This is a genomic window from Pseudomonas sp. LAP_36, from assembly GCF_019456785.1.
Lineage (GTDB): Bacteria > Pseudomonadota > Gammaproteobacteria > Pseudomonadales > Pseudomonadaceae > Aquipseudomonas > Aquipseudomonas tritici.
In genome coordinates this window covers 401,068-420,662 of the sequence record NZ_JAHZMS010000006.1, presented here as the reverse complement: position 1 = coordinate 420,662, position 19,595 = coordinate 401,068, and the positions used below count along the sequence as shown (strand labels likewise).

At 60.5% G+C, this 19,595-nt stretch carries 16 protein-coding genes; 7 read left to right on the top strand and 9 right to left on the bottom strand.

Annotation, left to right across the window (positions count from 1 at the left end; translation table 11 throughout):
- Window positions 1–110 precede the first annotated feature (110 nt).
- Complete coding sequence (gene yrfG, locus JBO08_RS20850; RefSeq protein ID WP_065879768.1) at window positions 111–773, bottom strand: GMP/IMP nucleotidase; 663 nt, start codon at window positions 771–773, stop codon at window positions 111–113.
- 87 nt (window positions 774–860) lie between these two features.
- Between yrfG and nudE the strand changes: the two genes are divergently transcribed.
- Together nudE and cysQ are read left to right on the top strand one after the other, a co-directional pair.
- A complete protein-coding gene (nudE, locus tag JBO08_RS20845; protein WP_065875823.1) occupies window positions 861–1,427 on the top strand; it encodes an ADP compounds hydrolase NudE in 567 nt (188 codons plus the stop codon).
- Window positions 1,424–2,260 carry a 3'(2'),5'-bisphosphate nucleotidase CysQ gene (gene cysQ / locus JBO08_RS20840; protein WP_065890245.1) on the top strand — a complete coding sequence of 279 codons (837 nt, stop codon included), beginning with the start codon at window positions 1,424–1,426 and terminating at the stop codon, window positions 2,258–2,260. The genes nudE and cysQ overlap by 4 nt, the downstream gene beginning before the upstream one ends.
- A gap of 127 nt (window positions 2,261–2,387) precedes the next feature.
- Here the strand turns inward: cysQ and JBO08_RS20835 are convergent, their stop codons facing one another.
- The 7 genes from JBO08_RS20835 to rfbB are packed head-to-tail and all read right to left on the bottom strand — an operon-like array spanning window position 2,388 to window position 9,447.
- A complete protein-coding gene (locus JBO08_RS20835; RefSeq protein ID WP_065875819.1) occupies window positions 2,388–2,843 on the bottom strand; it encodes a thioesterase domain-containing protein in 456 nt (151 codons plus the stop codon).
- Between the two features lie 26 nt (window positions 2,844–2,869).
- Window positions 2,870–4,246 carry a sigma-54 dependent transcriptional regulator gene (locus JBO08_RS20830; protein WP_049710567.1) on the bottom strand — a complete coding sequence of 459 codons (1,377 nt, stop codon included), beginning with the start codon at window positions 4,244–4,246 and terminating at the stop codon, window positions 2,870–2,872.
- A complete protein-coding gene (locus JBO08_RS20825) occupies window positions 4,243–6,051 on the bottom strand; it encodes an ATP-binding protein (RefSeq protein WP_065879770.1) in 1,809 nt (602 codons plus the stop codon). The genes JBO08_RS20830 and JBO08_RS20825 overlap by 4 nt, the downstream gene beginning before the upstream one ends.
- Window positions 6,052–6,087: 36 nt before the next feature.
- Window positions 6,088–6,957, bottom strand: a complete 870-nt coding sequence (gene rfbD / locus JBO08_RS20820) for a dTDP-4-dehydrorhamnose reductase (protein WP_220074901.1) — start codon at window positions 6,955–6,957, stop codon at window positions 6,088–6,090.
- Window positions 6,954–7,499 (bottom strand): dTDP-4-dehydrorhamnose 3,5-epimerase, encoded by a 546-nt coding sequence (gene rfbC, locus JBO08_RS20815; RefSeq protein WP_065879773.1) that lies wholly within the window; start codon window positions 7,497–7,499, stop codon window positions 6,954–6,956. The genes rfbD and rfbC overlap by 4 nt, the downstream gene beginning before the upstream one ends.
- Window positions 7,496–8,368, bottom strand: a complete 873-nt coding sequence (rfbA, locus tag JBO08_RS20810) for a glucose-1-phosphate thymidylyltransferase RfbA (protein ID WP_065879775.1) — start codon at window positions 8,366–8,368, stop codon at window positions 7,496–7,498. The genes rfbC and rfbA overlap by 4 nt, the downstream gene beginning before the upstream one ends.
- Window positions 8,365–9,447 (bottom strand): dTDP-glucose 4,6-dehydratase, encoded by a 1,083-nt coding sequence (gene rfbB / locus JBO08_RS20805; RefSeq protein WP_065879776.1) that lies wholly within the window; start codon window positions 9,445–9,447, stop codon window positions 8,365–8,367. Before rfbB ends, rfbA begins: the two co-directional genes overlap by 4 nt.
- Window positions 9,448–9,588: 141 nt before the next feature.
- On the opposite strand from rfbB, the gene JBO08_RS20800 reads away from it, so the two are divergent.
- The 3 genes from JBO08_RS20800 (at window position 9,589) to JBO08_RS20790 (ending at window position 14,176) form a co-directional block, all read left to right on the top strand.
- Window positions 9,589–12,501: an aminotransferase gene (locus JBO08_RS20800; RefSeq protein ID WP_220074900.1), complete on the top strand. Its 2,913-nt coding sequence runs from the start codon at window positions 9,589–9,591 to the stop codon at window positions 12,499–12,501.
- Between the two features lie 118 nt (window positions 12,502–12,619).
- Window positions 12,620–13,726, top strand: a complete 1,107-nt coding sequence (gene aguA / locus JBO08_RS20795; RefSeq protein ID WP_065875807.1) for an agmatine deiminase — start codon at window positions 12,620–12,622, stop codon at window positions 13,724–13,726.
- 234 nt (window positions 13,727–13,960) lie between these two features.
- Window positions 13,961–14,176: a hypothetical protein gene (locus JBO08_RS20790; protein ID WP_065875806.1), complete on the top strand. Its 216-nt coding sequence runs from the start codon at window positions 13,961–13,963 to the stop codon at window positions 14,174–14,176.
- A 122-nt stretch (window positions 14,177–14,298) separates the two neighbouring features.
- Here JBO08_RS20790 and JBO08_RS20785 read toward each other — a convergent pair whose 3' ends face one another.
- Window positions 14,299–16,386: a TonB-dependent siderophore receptor gene (locus JBO08_RS20785; RefSeq protein ID WP_220074899.1), complete on the bottom strand. Its 2,088-nt coding sequence runs from the start codon at window positions 16,384–16,386 to the stop codon at window positions 14,299–14,301.
- A gap of 411 nt (window positions 16,387–16,797) precedes the next feature.
- Here JBO08_RS20785 and JBO08_RS20780 point away from each other — a divergent pair, with 411 nt between their 5' ends.
- A complete protein-coding gene (locus JBO08_RS20780; RefSeq protein WP_220074898.1) occupies window positions 16,798–18,114 on the top strand; it encodes an OprD family porin in 1,317 nt (438 codons plus the stop codon).
- 504 nt (window positions 18,115–18,618) lie between these two features.
- Entirely contained in the window at window positions 18,619–19,551 is a 933-nt protein-coding gene (locus tag JBO08_RS20775) for an NAD-dependent epimerase/dehydratase family protein (RefSeq protein WP_220074897.1), read from the top strand.
- Window positions 19,552–19,595 lie beyond the last annotated feature (44 nt).

Below are 19,595 nucleotides of genomic sequence, written 5' to 3'. Positions count from 1 at the left end.
GTGGGAGCCGGGCTTGCCCGCGATAGCATCGCCTCGGTTTGAGCTAAACACCGCGGTGCCTGCATCGCGGGCAAGCCCGGCTCCCACATGGATCTTCTCCCACTTGGGGGTCAGAGTCCGACAATGAGATCTCGGTAATCACCCACCGCTGCGAATTCAGCTGTGTCCTTGGGCCCCTTCTTACTGTCCGGCTCTTTCACTGCCAGCAAATGCCCCACGCCAAACGCCTGGGCGCTGCGCAGGATCGGCAACGTGTCGTCGATAAACAGGCTGCGGGCGGGGTCGAAGTTGATGTCGGCTTGCAGGGCATCCCAGAATTGCGGGTTTTCCTTGGCGAAACCGTAATCGTGGGAGCTGATCAACCGTTCGAAATACGGCGCCAGTTCAATGCGTTCCAGCTTCAATGACAGTGAATCACGATGCGCGTTGGTGATCAGGATCACACGCTTGCCGGCCCTTTTGATGGCCGCCAGGAACGTGTCGGCATCCGGGCGCAGGGCGATCAAGTGGGCGGTCTCCAGCTTGAGTTCGCGCACCGGGATCTTCAGCTCCGCGCTCCAGAAATCCAGGCAATACCATTGCAACTGTCCAGCGTTACGCTCGAACAGGGGCTGCAACTCCATCTCGGCCATGGCGCGGCTCACCCCGTGCAGCTCGGCGTACCGCTGGGGCAGGTGGTCCATCCAGAAATGGTTGTCGTAATGCAGGTCGAGCAGGGTGCCGTCCATGTCCAGCAGGACGGTGTCGATGGCGTGCCAGGGCAAAGCGGGCATGGGGCGTTCTCATGTAAGTAAAGATATCCGACACAGACAATCGGAAAAGCCACGGTATAGTAACCCGATCACGCCAAGGAGCCGTTTATGCGCCAGAAACCCACCGTCCTCGCCCGCGAAATAGTCGCCAGTAGCCGTTTGTTCCGCGTGGAGGAAGTGCAATTGCGCTTTTCCAATGGCGTTGAACGGACCTACGAACGCCTTGTGGGCCGCGGTGCCGGCTACGGCGCGGTGATGATCGTGGCGATGATCGATGAGGATCATGCATTGCTGATTGAAGAATACTGCGGTGGCACCGACGAGTATGAGCTGTCCTTGCCCAAGGGCTTGATCGAACCCGGTGAAGATGTGCTGGCGGCAGCCGATCGCGAACTCAAGGAGGAAGCCGGCTACGGCGCGCGGCAGTTGGAACACATTACCGAGTTGTCATTGTCGCCCGGTTACATGAGTCAGAAAATCCAGGTGGTGCTGGCCACCGACCTCTACGAAGAACGCCTTGAAGGCGATGAACCTGAGCCGATGCGTGTGGACCGGGTGAACCTGCGCGAGCTGTCGATGCTTGCGCAAAACGAGCAATTCAGCGAAGGCCGCGCCCTGGCCGCGCTTTACCTGGTACGAGACCTGTTGACCCAGCGTGGAGCATTTACGGCATGAGCGAACTGTTTTTAGGCCACGCGTTTATTGCCCCAGTGATCGAACTGGCACGCCAGGCGGGTGAAGTGATAATGCCGTACTGGCGCGCCGATGTGGCGGTGACTTCCAAGGCCGACGATTCGCCGGTGACGGCGGCGGACCTGGCTGCGCATCATCTGATCCTGGCAGGCCTGACCGCGCTGGACCCGAGCATTCCGGTGCTGTCCGAGGAAGACGCCGACATCGACCAGAGCGTGCGTGCCGGCTGGGAGCGCTGGTGGTTGGTTGACCCGTTGGACGGCACCAAGGAGTTTATCGCCGGCACCGAAGAGTTCACCGTCAATATCGCCCTGATTGAACGAGGCCGCGTGGTGTTTGGCGTGGTGTCGATGCCCACCAACGGGCGTTGTTACTTCGGTGGCGCGGGCCTGGGCGCTTGGCGTTCGGACGTCAATGAAGCGCCCAAACAGATTCAGGTGCGCGCCGCGCCGGCGGCGGGTGAGTCATTTACTGTGGTCGCCAGCCGTCGCCATACAAGCCCTGAGCAGGAACGTTTGCTGGACGGTTTGAGCGAAGGCTTGGGTGAGCTGAAACTGGCGAATATCGGCAGTTCGTTGAAGTTTTGCCTGTTGGCCGAAGGCAGCGCCGACTGTTATCCGCGTTTGGCACCCACTTCACAGTGGGACACTGCGGCGGCTCAGGGCGTGCTGGAAGGGGCTGGGGGCGAGGTGTTGGAGTTGAACGGCGCGCCGTTCAGTTATCCGGCGCGGGCATCGTTGCTGAACCCGTTCTTTTTGGCGTTGCCGGCGAAGGCGGCCTGGCGTGAGCGGTTGCTGACCCTGGCCCGGTCCTAAGGCCACCATACATTCAATGTGGGAGCTGGATTGCCTGCGATGGCGGTGGTTCAGTCACTGAAACGGTGACTGTCAGACCGCTATCGCAGGCAAGCCAGCTCCCACAGTTGGTTTTGCATGATTGCTTTTAGCGGTGCAGGACGTATTGACCGGTGAAAGCCACCGCTCTTTCCTCACTGCCTTCATTCACAATCCACGTCTCCAACGCCAACCGCGCACGGCCATGACGCTTATACGTCGCCACAAAGCGTTTCCACACCTTCTCCTCCGGCGCCGCGCAAACAGCCGTCGCATCCCGCGTGACCGGCAGCGGATAGCTGATCTGCCCCTCCTGAATCACGATATGCCCGTCTTCAATCCCTTCTTCACGCAGCTGCAAGTGCAGCCAACCCCAGCCCGCCAGGACTGCGCCGCAATACAGGCTGCCGCCGAACATGGTGCTCTTATGGTTGATATTGGCTTGCAAGGGCAGGTGCAATTCCAGCTGCCCGTGCTGCCAATCGAGCACCTTGAGACCCATTTCCCGGGTGAGGGGGATGTCGTGGTGAAGGATGGATTCCAGGTAACGGCTGTCGCGGCTCATGGGGGCCTCTTGGCGGGTGGGAGCGGTCATTCGTCGTCGCCACTTTGGTTGGCGAAGTTCAGGCCGTGCTTGCGCAGTTTGTCGTGCAAGGTTTTGCGCGGTACGCCCAAGGCTTCGGCCAGGCTACGCATAGAGCTGTGCGGGCGGGTCAGTTCGGCGGCGATCAGGCTTTTTTCGAACTGCTCGACTTGCTCGCTGAGGCCGCCGGGCGTGGAGGTCAGGACACCGGCCGATGGATTGTCCGGTGTGTTATCCAGCGCCAGTTCCAGGCCCAGGGCGAAGCGTTCGGCAGCGTTTTGTAGCTCGCGCACGTTGCCCGGCCAGCTATGACGCAGCAGCAGCGCGCGCTGGCCCGGTTGCAGCTCGTGCAGCGGCAGGCCGTGGCGGCTGCTGGCTTCATCGGCAAAATGCTGGAACAGCATCAGCGCATCTTCACCGCGCTCACGCAGCGGTGGAATACGCAGCGGCGCGACGTTGAGGCGGTAATACAAGTCGGCACGGAAACGGCCCTGGTCGGCGGACTGGCGCAGGTCTTCCTTGGTCGCGGCGATGATGCGGATATCCAGCGGTATCAGCTGATTGCCGCCCAAGCGCTCGACGACGCGCTCCTGCAACAGGCGCAAGAGTTTGACCTGTACATCCAGGCTCATGCTTTCGATTTCATCGAGGAATAAAGTACCGCCGTTGGCAAATTCGAATTTACCGATCCGGCGTTTCTGTGCGCCGGTAAACGCGCCGGGTTCATGGCCGAACAGCTCGCTTTCCACCACGGATTCGGCCAAAGCGCCTGCGTTGATCGCCACAAACGGACCGCTGCGGCGGCTCGACAGGTCATGCAGCGCGCGCGCCACCACTTCTTTGCCGGCGCCGGTTTCGCCGAGGATCAGCACATCGGCTCTGGTCGCCGCCAGTGCACCGATCTGTTCGCGCAGGCGCAGCATTTGTGGCGAGTGCCCCACCAGGCGTGTGCTCAATTGCTGGCGGTCGCTGAGGGCCAGGCGCAGGCTGCGGTTGTCCAGCACCAGGCGGCGCAAGGCCAGGGCGCGGCGCACGCTGTCGAGCAAGGCATCGCTGGCGAAGGGCTTTTCGAGGAAGTCATACGCCCCGGCGCGCATGGCTTGCACCGCCAGCGGTACATCGCCGTGGCCGGTGATCAGCAGCACCGGCAGGTCCGGGTCCTGGCCGTGCAGTTCGGCGAGCAGCTCCAGGCCGTCCATGCCGGGCATGCGGATGTCGCTGACCACCACGCCCGGCCAATCCCGCGACAGGCGCGCGGTAAGGCCGGTGGCTTCGCCCAGGGTCAGGACTTTCAGCCCGGCCAGGTCCAGGGTCTGGCACAGGGCCTGACGCAGGTGTGGATCGTCGTCGATCAACACCACCTGAATCTGGTTATCGATACTCATACACTGCGGTCCTCGGACGGTTGCAGACTGACGCCCGGCGAGCCGGCACGCAATTTCAAGGTTAACAGCGCGCCGCCTTCCTTGTGGTTGGCAAACAGCAGTTCACCGCCAAAGGCGCGCATCAGGGTTTCACAGATCGCCAGCCCCAACCCCAGGCCCTGGGTGCGGGTCTTGGTGGTATAGAACGGCTCGCTGGCGCGGCCCAGGGCCTCCATGCAAAAGCCCGGTCCGTTGTCGCGAATGTACAGGTTGACGCCCTGCTCGGTGGTTTCGGCACTCAGCCAGAGTTTGCGCGGCGGGCCTTTTTCGGTGAGGGCGTCGAGGGCGTTGGCCAGCAGGTTGCCGAGCACCTGGCGTAACCGGGTTTCGCCGGCCTGTACCCACAATGTTGCCTCCGGCAGATCGCGGATCAGCTCCACTTCCATCGACCGACGCCGCTTGGCCAGCAAGGCCAGCGCATCGTCCAGTGCCGGTTGCAGGGCTACGCTTTCGGGCGCATGCCGGTCGCGACGGGCAAAGGCGCGCAAGTGGGCAATGATCGAGGCCATGCGCCCGGTCAGTTCGCTGATCAGCTTGAGGTTGCCCCGCGCGTCGCTGGTGCGCTCGTGGTCGAGCAGGATTTCGGCGTTTTCCGCATAGCTGCGAATCGCTGCCAAAGGCTGGTTGAGTTCGTGGCTGATGCTCGCCGACATGGTGCCCAGCGCCGACAGTTTGCCGGCCTGTACCAGGTCGTCCTGGGCACGCACCAGCTCCTGCTGAGCGTGCTCGCGTTCCAGCACTTCCTGTTTCAGGCGCCGGTTGAGGCCTTCAAGGTCACTGGTCCGTTCGACCACTCGCGCTTCCAGCTCGCGCCGGGCCTTGGCTTCAAAGGCGATGCGTTCCAAGTAATGGCGGCGGCGTTGCATCATCAAGCCCAGTAACAGCATCAACACCAACAGCGTGGCGCCACCCACGGCAACGACCGTGCGTACCGGGCGGTTGATCAACGAACGTGGCGCGAGGATTTCCACGTTCCAGCCGGTCTCGGCGATGGCCGTAGATTGGCGAAGCCAGGCGGTGCTGCTCAGGCTCAGCGGCTGGGGATCGCGGGTGGGGTAGGGCTGGATGGCGATGATGGCCTGGCGTTCTTCAGCCGTCAGCGGCCGGGTGGCACGGAATCGCCACTGTGGCCGCGACGTGAGAATTACCACGCCGTTATGGTCGGTGACCAGCAGTTGTTCCGGGGTGTTGCCCCACAGGCTTTCGGTGTGGTCCAGGTCGACCTTGACCACCAGCACGCCGATGATTTTATCGCCATCGCGCACGGCGGCGGCGAAGAAATAGCCGCGCTTGGCCGACGTGGTGCCCAACCCGAAAAACCGCCCCAGGCGCCCGGCCATGGCTTCGCTGAAGTAGGGGCGGAACGAAAAATTGCGCCCGACAAAGCTGTCTTGTTTATCCCAATTGGAGGCGGCGAGGGTCTTGCCGGAGGTGTCCATCAGGTACATCACCTCCACCCCGGCCTGGGCGGCGACGTCCTTGAGCAGCAGGTTGGCGTTGACCAGGTTGGTGCTGACCTGGGGCGCGCCAAGTGCCGTGCGCAACGCCGGCAGGTCGCCAAGAATTTGTGGCAGTACTTCGTAGCGGTGCAGGGTGCCCAGCAGGTTGGCCACGTACAGGTCGAGGGTCTGGCGATTCTGGCCGGCCAGCTCACTGCGGTAATAACGCTCGGCCAGGTGCTCCAGCGGCCACAGCAGCGGTGCCAGGCACAACGCCAACAGGGCGAGGCTGCGCCAGCGGGGTCTACGCGGGAGGGGTGGAGTCATGGGATTCGTGCGCCTGTGGGTACAGGCGCATTATGCCTAGTGCTGCCCTGCAAGACACTCGCGCAATGCGTCTTGCCACGGCGGTTGGCTGATGTGCCATTGCTGCTGCAGGCGACTGCAATCGAGACGCGAGTTCAATGGGCGCCTGGCTGGCGTCGGGTAGGCGCTGGCAGGGATCGGCTCCAGTTCAGCGCAGGCGTTGCCTTGCTTGCGCAGATGCTCGCCAATCGCCTCGGCAAACCCGAACCACGACGTTTCGCCTCTGGCGGTCAAGTGATAGACACCCCATTCCCCCGGCTCGCCCGCCTGCCAGCGCTCGATCAACCCACGCGTGCTGTGGGCGATGCTGCCGGCCCAGGTTGGCGCGCCGATTTGGTCGGCGACGATGCGCATCTGCGGCTTTTCCTTTAACAGGCGCTGCATGGTCAGCAGGAAGTTCTTGCCGTGGCTGGAGTAGACCCAGCTGGTGCGCAGGATCAAGTATTTGCCGCCAACGGCCGTAATCGCCTGCTCGCCCGCCAGTTTGCTCTGGCCATAGACGCCCAGCGGGTTCGGCGTGTCGGCTTCGGTGTAGGGGGCGGGTTTGCTGCCGTCGAACACGTAGTCGGTGGAGTAGTGGATCAACGGGATGCCCAGGGCTTTGGCTTCCTCCGCGAGAACGCCGGGGGCGATGGCGTTGATCGCGAACGCTACGTCCGGCTCGCTTTCAGCTTGATCGACAGCCGTATGGGCCGCGGCGTTGATGATCAAGTCAGGGCGATGGGCGCGGACTTGCTGGCGGATCTGGTCGGGGTTGGCCAGGTCGAGTTGGTCGCGGCCGAGAACGATGAGATCGCCGAGGTCCTGGAGCCGAAGTTGCAGTTCGCGGGAGACTTGGCCGTGTTGGCCGGTGATCAGGATTTTCATGGGAATACGTCTGCTTCCATCAGCGGTTTGCCGGCCTGATCCTTCGCGGACAGCTGCGGCGTCTCGGTCAGCTCCCAGTTGATGGCCAGCGTTGGATCATTCCACAGCATGCTGCGTTCAGCGCTGGGCTGGTAGTAGTCGGTGGTCTTGTACAGAAACTCGGCATGATCGCTCAGCACCACAAAACCATGCGCGAAACCCTCCGGCACCCACAGTTGGCGGTGGTTCTGCGCCGACAACCGCACGCTCACCCACTGGCCAAAGTTCGGCGAGCTGCGGCGGATATCCACTGCTACGTCCAACACTTCACCGGCCGTGACGCGCACCAGTTTTCCCTGGGTATGTTCGAGTTGGTAATGCAGACCACGCAACACGCCTTTTTGTGAGCGCGAGTGGTTGTCCTGGACAAAGTTACGCTTGAGCCCGGTCGCCTCTTCAAACGCCCGGGCGTTGAAGCTCTCGTAGAAATAGCCGCGTTCATCACCGAACACTTTGGGTTCGATGATCAGTACGCCGGGCAGTGAGGTTTCAATGATGTTCACTGGTTGTCTCCAGCCAGCGAGTAGAGGTATTGGCCGTAACCGGTCTTGCCAAAGTATTTGGCGCGCTCGAGCAGGTGGTCGCGATCGATCCAACCGTTGCCATAGGCGATTTCTTCAAGGCATGCCACTTTGAGTCCTTGGCGGCGCTCAATGGTCTGCACGTATTGCGAGGCGTCCAGCAGGCTGTCGTGGGTGCCGGTGTCGAGCCAGGCGAAGCCACGGCCGAAGCGTTCAACCTGCAGGTCACCCCGCTGTAAGTAGGCATTGTTGACGTCGGTGATTTCCAATTCACCACGGGCGGAAGGCTTCACCGCTTTGGCGATATTGATCACATCGTTGTCGTAAAAATACAGGCCGGTGACGGCGTAGCTGGATTTGGGTACCGCCGGTTTTTCTTCGATGGACAGGGCACGGCCTTCGCAGTCGAAGTCGATCACGCCGAAGCGTTCCGGGTCTTTGACCCAGTAGCCAAAGACCGTAGCACCTTTGCCGCGTTTCACCGCCGCGTGCAACTGTGCACTGAAGCTTTGGCCGTGGAAAATGTTATCGCCGAGAATCAGACACACCGGATCGCTGCCAATGAACTGCTCGCCAATCAGAAAGGCCTGCGCCAGGCCGTCCGGCGAGGGTTGCTCGGCGTAGCTGAATTTCACCCCGAATTGGCTACCGTCACCCAGAAGGTTGCGGTATTGCGGTAGGTCCGTTGGGGTGGAAATCACTAGGATTTCCTTGATGCCCGCCAGCATCAGCACCGAGATCGGGTAGTAGATCATCGGCTTGTCATACACCGGCAACAGTTGCTTGGACACGCCCAAAGTGATGGGGTGAAGACGTGTGCCGGAGCCGCCGGCCAATACGATTCCTTTCATGCGATCAGATCCCTCATGTCGGTGTTGCCCAATCGTTGGCCCTGGTAACTGCCGTCCTGGACCCTGCGGCACCATTCCAGGTTATCCAAGTACCACTGCACGGTTTTGCGTAGACCAGTCTCAAAGGTTTCCTCGGGTAACCAGCCCAGTTCACGTTCGATCTTGCTGGCATCGATGGCATAGCGTAGGTCATGGCCAGGCCGGTCTTTTACGAAGGTGATCAGGTCGGTGTATTGCTGCACCCCGGCTGGGTGCTGCGGTGCCAGCTCTTCCAATAAGGCGCAGATGCTGCGCACCACGTCGATGTTCTTTTGTTCGTTGTGGCCGCCAATATTGTAGGTCTCGCCCACCACGCCTTCAGTCACCACTTTGAGCAATGCCCGGGCGTGGTCTTCGACAAACAGCCAGTCGCGCACCTGCAAACCATCACCATAGACCGGCAACGGCTTACCCGCGAGCGCGTTGAGGATCACCAGCGGGATGAGTTTTTCGGGGAAATGGAATGGTCCGTAATTGTTTGAACAGTTGGTCAACAGCACCGGCAAGCCGTACGTACGCTGCCAGGCGCGGACCAGATGGTCGGACGCCGCTTTGCTCGCAGAGTAGGGCGAACTGGGCGCATAGGGAGTGGTCTCGGTGAACAGGTCGTTTACACCATGCAGGTCGCCGTACACTTCATCGGTCGAAATATGATGGAGTCGGAACGCACTTCTTGCCGGACCGCTGAGCGTTTGCCAGTAACCACGAGCGGCTTCCAGCAGGCTGTAGGTGCCGACGATATTGGTCTGGATAAAGTCCGACGGACCATCAATTGAACGGTCGACATGGGATTCGGCTGCCAGGTGCATGATCGCCTCGGGCTCGAAGCGTGCCAGCACAGCGCTGACTGTCGCCTGGTCGTTGATATCGGCCTGGACGAATTCATAACGGCTGTTTGACGCAATAGGGATCAACGATTCTAGGTTGCCAGCGTAAGTGAGCTTGTCCAGGTTGAGCACTTCGTGCTCGGTGTGCTGAATCAGGTGACGTACCAAAGCAGAACCGATAAAACCGGCGCCACCGGTAATGAGAATGCGCATGTCGGGGGCCCTTTTCCTTAGACGGACGATTAGCGAGCATAGCCTGAGTTGTGACGCTGGGCAGGTCGGCATGCTTCGGGGGTTGCCTAACCCCCCTGAACAATGGCGATATACACCCCTAAAAAACCGAGGCTACCCTCCATGTTGCTCGCCACCCTGATCCATCGCGCCAGTCTACCCTGCCCGCAAGTTGGCCCCGATCAGGCGGCTCGGCTGCTCGAGGAGCATTACGGCCTGATGGGCACGCTGCACTCGTTGGGGAGCCAGCAGGACCTCAACTACAGAGTCGACAGCCCCCGCGGCCGGTTTGTTCTGAAAATCTGCCGCGGTGACTACGCTGCCGTTGAGCTGCAGGCCCAGCACGCGGCGCTCAATGCCCTGCAGGCCCAAGCCGATGTGCACGTGCCCAAGGTCATCAAGGCCGTGAGCGGTGAAGAGTTGCTGACCCTGACCCTCGACAGCCAAACCCTGCACGTGCGGGTGCTGGACTATATCGATGGCCAGCTGTTGACCCATCAGCCTCATCTGGGCCGCGAGGTAATTGCAGGTTTTGGTGATCTGTGTGGGCGGATGAGCCAAGCGCTGGCGCCGTTCGAACACCCGGGCCTGGAGCGCACGCTGCAATGGGACCCGCGCCATGCCCGGGAGCTGATCACCCATCTGCTGGCAACCCTGGAAAACCTGCCCCACCGCGAAGCGCTGGAGTACGTGGCAGGGCAGGTCGAAAACCGCCTCCGGCCCCTGGCTGATCATCTACCGTGGCAGGCGGTGCACATGGACATCACCGATGACAACGTGGTGTGGCAGCGTGATGCGCAACGTCACTGGCAACTTCAGGGCGTGATCGATTTCGGCGATCTGGTGCACACCTGGCGCATCGCCGATCTGTCAGTGACCTGCGCCGCGTTGCTGCACCATGCCGAAGGTGATCCCTTTGCCATCTTGCCGGCGATACAGGCCTGTCATGCGGTGACACCGTTGCAACACGAAGAATTGCAGGCGCTGTGGTCGCTGATCGTTGCACGGGCGGCGGTGCTGGTGTTGAGCAGCGAGCAGCAGCAACGCCTGGATCCGGATAACAGCTACCTGCTGAAAAACGCCGCACATGAGTGGGAAATTTTCCACGTGGCGACGTCAGTGCCGTTTGAATTGATGGAGGCGGCGATCCTGGGCTGTGTCGGGCAGGCGTTGGCACCGATTGCCGGCCAAGGCTTCGCGCCCTTGCTACCGGGCCTGGTGGGACGTGAGTTTGCGTTGATCGACCTGGGCGTGCTCAGCCCGCATTTCGAGGCAGGCAACTGGGAGCAGGCGGGTATCGATCAGCGCTTGTTGCAGGATGCAGCTGCCGTGCACGGCCTGGCGGCCAGTCGCTACGGGCAGTACCGCTTGTCGCGTACGCAGCCCGACAGTGCTTATGAACCTGAGACGTTCGCGCTGCACGTCGAGCTGCACGTGCCCCGGGGCACCTCCATCGAGGCTCCGTTTGCGGGCATCGTCCGCCCCGGCGTGAATGGCGAACTGCGTGTGCACAGCAGCGAAGCCAATGTGCGGTTGTGGGGTGCCAAAGCGCTGTTGCAGCCTGGCGCCGCCGTACTCAAGGGCCAGGTGGTCGGTGAGGTCGAAGGCCCGCTGACCGTGCAACTGTGCCGTACTGGCTTGCCGGCGCCGCTGTTCTGCACGCCGTCCCGGGCGCAGGCGTGGCAGGCGCTGTGTCCCTCGCCGGCGGCGCTGCTGGGCCTGGCTTGCGACGCAGAGCCCGAGTTGGACTCCGAGGCCCTGCTCGCTCGCCGTGACGCCAGTTTCGCCCGTTCGCAAAAGCACTATTACGTCGACCCGCCGCGCATCGAACGCGGCTGGCGCAACCACCTGATCGACATGCAGGGCCGTTCGTACCTCGACATGCTCAACAACGTGGCAGTGCTGGGCCATGGCCACCCGCGCATGGCGGCGGTGGCGGCGCGCCAGTGGTCGCTGCTCAATACCAACTCACGTTTTCACTATGCGGCGATTGCCGAGTTCTCCGAGCGCTTGCTGGCGCTGGCGCCGGAAGGCATGGACCGCGTGTTCCTGGTCAACAGCGGCACCGAGGCCAATGACCTGGCGATCCGCCTCGCCTGGGCCTACAGCGGTGGCCGCGACATGCTCAGCGTGCTCGAGGCGTACCACGGCTGGTCGGTGGCGGCAGATGCGGTGTCCACCTCGATTGCCGACAACCCCCAGGCGCTGAGCAGTCGCCCGGACTGGGTGCACCCGGTGACCGCGCCCAATACTTATCGAGGTGAGTTCCGCGGGCAGGACAGTGCGCCTGATTACGTACGAAGCGTGGAACACAACCTGGCGAAAATCGCCGCGAGCAAACGCCAACTGGCAGGGTTCATCTGCGAGCCGGTGTACGGCAATGCCGGCGGCATCTCCCTGCCGCCGGGCTATTTGCAGCAGGTGTATGCACTTATCCGCGCCAGGGGCGGCGTGTGCATCGCCGATGAAGTGCAAGTGGGTTACGGCCGTATGGGGCATTTCTTCTGGGGGTTTGAAGAGCAGGGCGTAGTGCCCGATATCATCACCATGGCCAAGGGAATGGGCAACGGCCAGCCGTTGGGGGCGGTGATCACCCGTCGCGAAATCGCCGAGGCGCTGGAGGCTGAGGGGTACTTCTTCTCATCGTCGGGGGGGAGCCCGGTCAGTTGCCGGATCGGCATGGCCGTCTTGGATGTGATGGAGGAAGAAAAGCTGTGGGAAAACGCCCAAGTGGTTGGTGGGCATTTCAAGGCGCGGCTGGAAGAATTGATCGATCGTCATCCATTAGTGGGGGCTGTCCACGGCTCCGGGTTTTATCTCGGCCTGGAATTGGTGCGCGACCGGCACACCCTGGAGCCGGCCACTGAGGAGACCGCCTTGCTATGCGACCGCCTGCGGGAGCTGGGGATCTTTATGCAACCCACGGGGGATTATTTGAACATCCTCAAGATCAAGCCGCCGATGGTCACGTCCAAACGCAGTGTGGATTTCTTTGTCGACATGCTGTCGAAGGTGCTGGACGAACACGCGTTATAATCGATTGTTATCGGTTATTTTCTGTCATATTCATCTGCTATGAACTTATGTTGCTTTTAAAGCCGATTTATATCCGTTATAAAGTCGGCCTTTACCCCCATTCGGAGTCCTGATCGCCATGACCACCCTGCACAGCACCCCTCGCGCCGATGGCTTCCACATGCCTGCCGAATGGGCGCCACAGACTCAAACCTGGATGATCTGGCCAGAGCGCCCGGACAACTGGCGCCTGGGCGGCAAGCCAGCGCAGGCCGCTCACGTGGCGGTGGCCAAGGCCATCGCACGTTTTGAGCCGGTGACCGTAGCGGTTTCCGCCGGCCAGTACGAAAATGCTCGCGCGCGCCTGGATGTGCCGAATATCCGGGTGCTGGAGATGTCCAGCGATGACGCCTGGGTGCGCGACACCGGGCCGACCTTCGTGATCAACAACAGCGGCGAAGTGCGCGGTGTGAACTGGGACTTCAACGCCTGGGGCGGTTTTGATGGCGGCCTGTATTCGCCGTGGAACCGCGATTCGCAGGTCGGCGGCAAGATCCTCGAGATCGAACGGGCCCCCCGCTATCGCACCGAAGGCTTTGTGCTGGAGGGCGGTTCGATCCATGTTGACGGCGAAGGCACCCTGATCACTACCGAAGAATGCCTGCTCAACCGCAATCGCAACCCGCACTTGGGCCGTGCCGAGATTGAAGCGGTGCTGAGTGCCAACCTGGCTGTGGATAAAATTATCTGGTTGCCAGACGGCCTGTTCAACGACGAAACCGACGGCCATGTGGATAACTTCTGCTGCTACGTGCGCCCGGGCGAAGTGCTGCTGGCCTGGACCGATGACCCGCAAGACCCGAACTACGCACGCTGCCATGCCGCCATGGACGTGCTGCAAAGCAGCACCGATGCCCAGGGTCGCTCGTTCACAGTGCATAAAATGCCGATCCCTGGACCGCTTTACGCGACCGAGGAAGAATGCGCCGGTGTTGATCCGGTTGACGGGACCCAGGAGCGTAATCCGACCGTGCGGTTGGCCGGTTCCTACGTCAACTTCCTGATCGTCAATGGCGGCATCATTGCGCCGAGCTTCGATGACCCGCTGGACAGCGTGGCCAAGACAATCCTGCAGGACCTGTTCCCGCAGCACGAAGTGGTGATGGTGCCGGGCCGCGAACTGTTACTGGGTGGCGGTAATATCCATTGCCTGACCCAACAACAGCCAGCCCCGCACAAAAATTGAGTGCACTTGTAACAGTGTCTTGGCGCTAGCCGGGTGCTTCCCGGTTTCAGCGCTAACAGCAAGCCCGCGGCCCCGCAAGGTCGCGGGCTTTTTTGTATCGGCATACCTATAAACACGAAACATTGGCATAGGTCTTGTATCGCTGTTGTCACAGTGGCCCAAGGTGATGACTGCGCAGTTCTGTCATAAACCTTGAGTAAGTTAGCCGCTCACGCAGTAGGAGAGAGCGCTGAAATGAACGCCGATATCAACTCGATGTACACGCGCACGTTCCACCCCTTGAGGGTCAATGGTGACGCGATCCATGCGCTGGGGCTCTGGTTGAAGGAAAACGGTTCGCGACAGATCAGGCAACAGCCTGACTTGCATAGTGTGATGCGTGAACGCTACCCGGCGGGGTTGTTCAGTGAGGACGAAGTGCATGCGTTGTGTGACGTGTTGAATAGCTGAAGCACCACCGAAATCAAATGTGGGAGCTGGCTTGCCTGCGAAAGCGGTGTATCAGCCAACTATTCGCTGGCTGGCCCACCGCTTTCGCAGGCAAGCCAGCTCCCACACTGACCGCGTTTTCCTCAGAAACTGTAGGTGCCTGTAACCACCACGCTACGCGGCTCCCCTGGCTGGATCTGCGCCACACTGGTCGCCGACGCATAGTAGGTTTTATCCGCGATGTTGTTCAGCGCCGCCCTTACATCCCACTCCTTCTGACGGAACCCCGCCAACGCATCCCAGCGGCCATAACCCGGTAGCACCACGGTGTTGAGGCTGTCGGCATAACGGTCGCCGACCAGCGTCAGGCCGGTTTCCGCGTACCAGCCCATCTCCGGTTTCCAGGTAATGAACAGGCTGCCGTTACGCTTGGCCACATCGCTGACGCGCTTGCCTTCGAAGCCGTTGTTGTCCTTCTCGACCGTGGCATTCTGCAAGCCCACACCACCGCGTACATACCAGTTTCCGACGATCTTGCCGGTGGCGGTCAACTCCACGCCGCGAGAGCGCTGCAAGCCGCTGAGCAGGGTGATGGTGCGGTCCAGCGGGTCGCTGGTGCGGCGGTTGTAGAGTTCCAGCTCGTACACGGCGAGGGTGGTGCTCAGGCGGTCGTCGAGCCAGTCGCTCTTGACCCCGATTTCCTTCTGCTTGGTCAGCTCAGGGCTCAGGTCGTTGACGCTGCCGGCGGCGTTCGGGGTGATGCCGATCAAGCCGCCGCCCGCTGGGGAGAACGTCTTGCTCCATGAGGCATAGAACGAGTGATGTTCCAACGGCGTCCACACCAGGCCAAAACGCGGGCTGGTGCTGTGGCTTTTGACGGCCTGCTGGGTGTTGAGCAGCTTGTTCTTGGTGTCTACCTCGAAGCGGTCATAACGCAGGCCGGCCAGGATTTGCCACTGGTCATTCAGGAGCAGTTGATCCTGTACATAAATGGCGCGACTGTCGACTTCGGTGTGGTTGTTGCTTTGCAGGCTCATCCGTCCGGTGTGGCTGAGGTTGCGGTTGGGCTGGTTGAGATCCAGGGGCGGCACGACGCGGCCGCCTTGTGCGACGGCCGTGGCGGTATACAGCTTCGGGTCGCGGCGCTGGCTGCCCAGTTCAAGGCCGGTGAGCAAGCGGTGCTCCAGGCCGAAGGTGCTGAAGCCGCCTTCCAGCTCGACGTTGTTGAAGATGTTGAGAGTGGTCAGGTTCTGCTGCCAGCGCTGGCGCGTGACACGGTTGGTCGACGGGGTATAGGCGGTGAGGTAGGTGTTGTCGAAATCGCTGTCGAGCTTGAACACACCCAGGGTCTGGCGCAGTTGCCAGTTGTCGTTGAGCTCATAGGCCAGCTTGGAGCGTAGCGACTGGGTTTTGTCGTCGATGTAGTCGCGGCTGTCGCCGTAGGTGGTGCTGCGGCTCACGTCAGCCGGGCGCCCGTTGACTCCGGGAATGCCACGGTCGGGCGTGCGGTTGTAGCGACTGTATTCGTATTGCACCAGCCAGTTCAGGTCTGGCGTCAGCTGCCAGCTCATGGACGGCGCGAAGAGCTGGCGGTTGCCGCTCACACCGTCGCGAAAGCTGTTGTTGTCCTGGTTACCCATGTTCAGGCGCAGGCTGATGTTATCGGTGGGGTCGGTGCTGAGGTCGGCGTACAAGCTGCGCAAATCATTGCTGCCGCCTTGGGCCTCAATGCTCGACTTGTGTCCGGCAACCGGCAGCTTGCTCACGCGGTTGACGATCCCTCCCTGGCCGCCTCGCCCGTAAAGTACTGCCGCCGGCCCCTTGAGCACTTCGATGCGCTCGATGTTATGCAGGTCGCGAATGTATTGGCTGTCGTCACGAATGCCATCCAGGTAGAAGTCATTGCTCGCGTCGAAACCGCGGATGCGCAGGCTGTCGAAACGCGTGTCGGCGCCGCTGCTGACGTTCGGGATGCCGCTCAACGCCTGGCCCAGGTCGTTGGTGCCGTAGGCGCGCAGGCTTTCGGTCTTCACTGAATCGATCGCCTGAGGCACGTAACGCACGGGTGTGGCGGTGCGGGTGGCCGTGCTGGTTTCCTTGACCCGGGGGTCGTCTTCGTCAGCTTCGGCACTGATCGAGGTTTCAGGCAAGGTGGTGGCCGCACAGGCAAAACCGGCAGACAGCAGAACGGAAAGCCCAAGGGTGATGGGCGTCAGGCGAAGGGCAGGCATGAAGGCATGTATCCGAATTGTTTGGGAGGAAAACTGCACGTTAATGGTAATGCTTTGCATTTGCGCGCGTTATTTATTACCAAACGTATCGACTTCTAAATATGTTACGAGATGTGTTTCAAGGGCATTTGAAGGTGTTTTTTTGTCGTTTTCAGAACAGCAATAGGCCTTTGCTTAGAATTATTTCGCCTAAATACAGACGATTCACGAAATTGACACATAGTTCAACGCGCGACTAGGATTGCGCCCAACGCCTGTGGCTCACCGCCATGACTCATCCAATAAAAAAAGGCTCGCGGCCTGTTAAGGCGTCCGCGGGCCTTCTTTTTTCAGGACGCAGTCGATACCAGAAAGCGACATGGGGCCTGGTGTCATAGCGCGTACTCAACCAGAAATAAGGAATACAAAAAAATGTTGAAGCAACGGATGAGTCTGATCGCTCTGGGGATTTTGAGCGCATCGACAGCAATGGCCAACGACCAGGACCAATCCAAGGGTTTTGTTGAAGACAGCCACCTGAATATCGCCGCACGTAATGCCTACATCAGCCGTGACTACAAAAACGGCAAGCAAGACAAAGCCGAATGGGGCCAAGGCTTCATCGGTAAGTTCGAGTCCGGTTTCACCCAAGGCACCGTGGGTGTGGGTGTGGACGTGATCGGCCAATACGCTATCCGTCTGGACGGTGGTCAAGGTCGCGCTGGCGCGGGCGGCATCGACTTCTTCAAACAGGGCAACGGCACTACCAACCCTGATGGCTCGAACAACCCTGGCTCGGCACCCCACGACCTGGCCAAGGGCGGCGCTGCCGTGAAGTTCCGCGTTTCCAACACGGTGCTCAAGTACGGTGATCAGTTCCCGGCTGTGCCTGTGCTTCAGTACGACAACTCCCGTCTGTTGTCGGAAACCTACACCGGTACTTCGATCGTCTCCAAAGAGATCGCCGGTCTGCAACTGGACGCGGGTCACTTCACCAAAGAAGCGCGCAAGAGCATGGAAGGCACCGACAGCGGTCGCCTGAAAAGCATCGACTATATCGGTGGTAGCTACAAATTCACCGAAAGCCTGTCGGCCGCGCTGTATGCCTCCGACATGCAGGACGTGCTGAAGAAGCAATACGTCAACGTCAACTACGTGCTGGCCCTGCCAGAGAAGCAGTCGCTGACATTTGACTTCAACGGCTACAAAACCAAGCTGGACCGCAGCTTCGCCCTGGAAAACCAGAAAGATGCTGACGCCCGCGACAACAAAATCTGGAGCCTGGGCGCCACGTGGGCTGTTGGCCCGCACAGCTTCACCGTCGCTCACCAGCGCAGCACCGGCGACACCGGCTACCTGTATGGCGGCTACCGCAACGCTGGCGGCATCGGCGACGGTGGCAACACCATCCTGCTGGCCAACTCCTACTGGTCTGACTTCAATGGCAAGGATGAGCGTTCGTGGCAACTTGGCTACGGCATCGACTTCGCCACCTTCGGCGTACCGGGCCTGACCTACAACGTGGCCTACGTGCGCGGTACCAATATCGACGACGGCACCAACCGTGGCGATGGCACTGAGCGCGAAATCTGGAACCAGTTCAAGTACGTGGTCCAGAGCGGTCCAGCCAAAGACCTGAGCCTGCGTGCTCGCGCCTCGTGGCTGCGCGTTTCCAACAACGCTGACCAGTACAACGTAGGCGGTAACGAAATCCGTCTGTTCGCCGACTACCCGATCAACGTTTTCTGATTGATCCGGCGTCGCGCCTGATTCCAGGCGATAAAAAACCCCGACCTGTTCGGGGTTTTTTTATGTGCGCCCGGCAGTCCTTTTGCGCCTCAGGCACAAGCTTTATGCCCACAAACGTTGCGCAGATCCCTTTTCAGGAGCGCTGTACACCATTTTTTAAAAGCACTGACAAGGCGGGACGTCTGAAAAAACGGATAGCAGGTAAGTGGCAAAAATTTCGCCTAACCCAATCGACGTTAACCGCGTTTAAACACCCGAATATGAGTCAATTAAATGACGGTGATTTAAAGTCGCCTACCGTCTGGCGGCATAAAAGACGATATGTTGACAGTTTCTCCCGGATCTAACATGATCGGCGGCGTTTTGATGGCTTCAAGCCATTAAACTGACATCATTGCACCAAGCGGGCTGAGGGATTTGTCAGTCTGTGCTGGGCCTTAATCGTGCCACCGTTAGCGGACTGCCTATATGAAATCTCCGCTTGAGTCGTCAGGAAGAACCTCCATGGATGTTAAGCGAGTTTTGATTACCGGTGGTGCAGGCTTTATTGGCTCGCATTTGGTAGAGGCCTTGCTGGGCAAGGGTTACAGCATTCGTGTGCTGGATAACCTGTCGACCGGCAAGACGAGCAATTTGCCTATCGGGAATCCGCATCTGGATGTCGTCGTGGGTGACGTTGCAGACACGGCGGTGGTCGAGCAAGCCATGCTGGGATGCCATGCTGTGGTTCACCTGGCAGCAGTGGCATCGGTGCAGGCGTCGGTGGACGATCCTGTCGCTACCCACCAGAGCAATTTCGTCGGCACGCTCAATGTGTGCCAAGCCATGCTGAAGGCGGGTGTGAAGCGTGTGGTATTCGCTTCCAGCGCTGCAGTCTATGGCAACAACGGCGAAGGCACGGCCATTGAAGAAGACACCCCCAAGTCTCCCCTGACGCCTTACGCGTGCGACAAGCTGGCCAGTGAGTATTACCTGGACTTCTATCGTCGTGAACATGGCCTGGAGCCGGTGATCTTTCGCTTCTTCAATATCTTTGGCCCACGCCAGGACCCGTCCTCTCCGTACTCGGGTGTGATCAGTATCTTCAGCCAGCGGGCAATCGCCAAGCAGCCGATTACCGTATTCGGTGACGGTGGGCAAACGCGCGATTTTGTCTACGTGCAAGATCTGGTGAGCATTCTCGTGCAGGCCGTGGAGGCCCGCGAGGCAGCCTCTGGTGCGGTCAATGTCGGGTTCAGCCGCGCGACCAGTTTGAACGACCTGATCAGCGAGCTGGGTGGTGCGACCGGTACGGCGCTGACGGTGACGCATCAGGCGCAACGCCAAGGCGATATTCGTCATTCCCGCGCGGATAACACGCGCTTGCTGCAACGCTACGTGCTCTCGGAACCGACGTCCGTGGGCCAGGGGTTGGCACAGCTGCTTCGCAGTTTGTAACCCTCCGGTCACCTGTTTGACCTTAGCGCCGTCCCAGTTTCAAT

Bases quoted from the DNA above. Each gene is read 5' to 3' on its own strand.
- yrfG (WP_065879768.1), bottom strand. From the start codon at position 773: ATGCCCGCTTTGCCCTGGCACGCCATCGACACCGTCCTGCTGGACATG.
- nudE (WP_065875823.1), top strand. From the start codon at position 861: ATGCGCCAGAAACCCACCGTCCTCGCCCGCGAAATAGTCGCCAGTAGC.
- cysQ (WP_065890245.1), top strand. From the start codon at position 1,424: ATGAGCGAACTGTTTTTAGGCCACGCGTTTATTGCCCCAGTGATCGAA.
- JBO08_RS20835 (WP_065875819.1), bottom strand. From the start codon at position 2,843: ATGAGCCGCGACAGCCGTTACCTGGAATCCATCCTTCACCACGACATC.
- JBO08_RS20830 (WP_049710567.1), bottom strand. From the start codon at position 4,246: ATGAGTATCGATAACCAGATTCAGGTGGTGTTGATCGACGACGATCCA.
- JBO08_RS20825 (WP_065879770.1), bottom strand. From the start codon at position 6,051: ATGACTCCACCCCTCCCGCGTAGACCCCGCTGGCGCAGCCTCGCCCTG.
- rfbD (WP_220074901.1), bottom strand. From the start codon at position 6,957: ATGAAAATCCTGATCACCGGCCAACACGGCCAAGTCTCCCGCGAACTG.
- rfbA (WP_065879775.1), bottom strand. From the start codon at position 8,368: ATGAAAGGAATCGTATTGGCCGGCGGCTCCGGCACACGTCTTCACCCC.
- rfbB (WP_065879776.1), bottom strand. From the start codon at position 9,447: ATGCGCATTCTCATTACCGGTGGCGCCGGTTTTATCGGTTCTGCTTTG.
- JBO08_RS20800 (WP_220074900.1), top strand. From the start codon at position 9,589: ATGTTGCTCGCCACCCTGATCCATCGCGCCAGTCTACCCTGCCCGCAA.
- aguA (WP_065875807.1), top strand. From the start codon at position 12,620: ATGACCACCCTGCACAGCACCCCTCGCGCCGATGGCTTCCACATGCCT.
- JBO08_RS20790 (WP_065875806.1), top strand. From the start codon at position 13,961: ATGAACGCCGATATCAACTCGATGTACACGCGCACGTTCCACCCCTTG.
- JBO08_RS20785 (WP_220074899.1), bottom strand. From the start codon at position 16,386: ATGCCTGCCCTTCGCCTGACGCCCATCACCCTTGGGCTTTCCGTTCTG.
- JBO08_RS20780 (WP_220074898.1), top strand. From the start codon at position 16,798: ATGTTGAAGCAACGGATGAGTCTGATCGCTCTGGGGATTTTGAGCGCA.
- JBO08_RS20775 (WP_220074897.1), top strand. From the start codon at position 18,619: ATGGATGTTAAGCGAGTTTTGATTACCGGTGGTGCAGGCTTTATTGGC.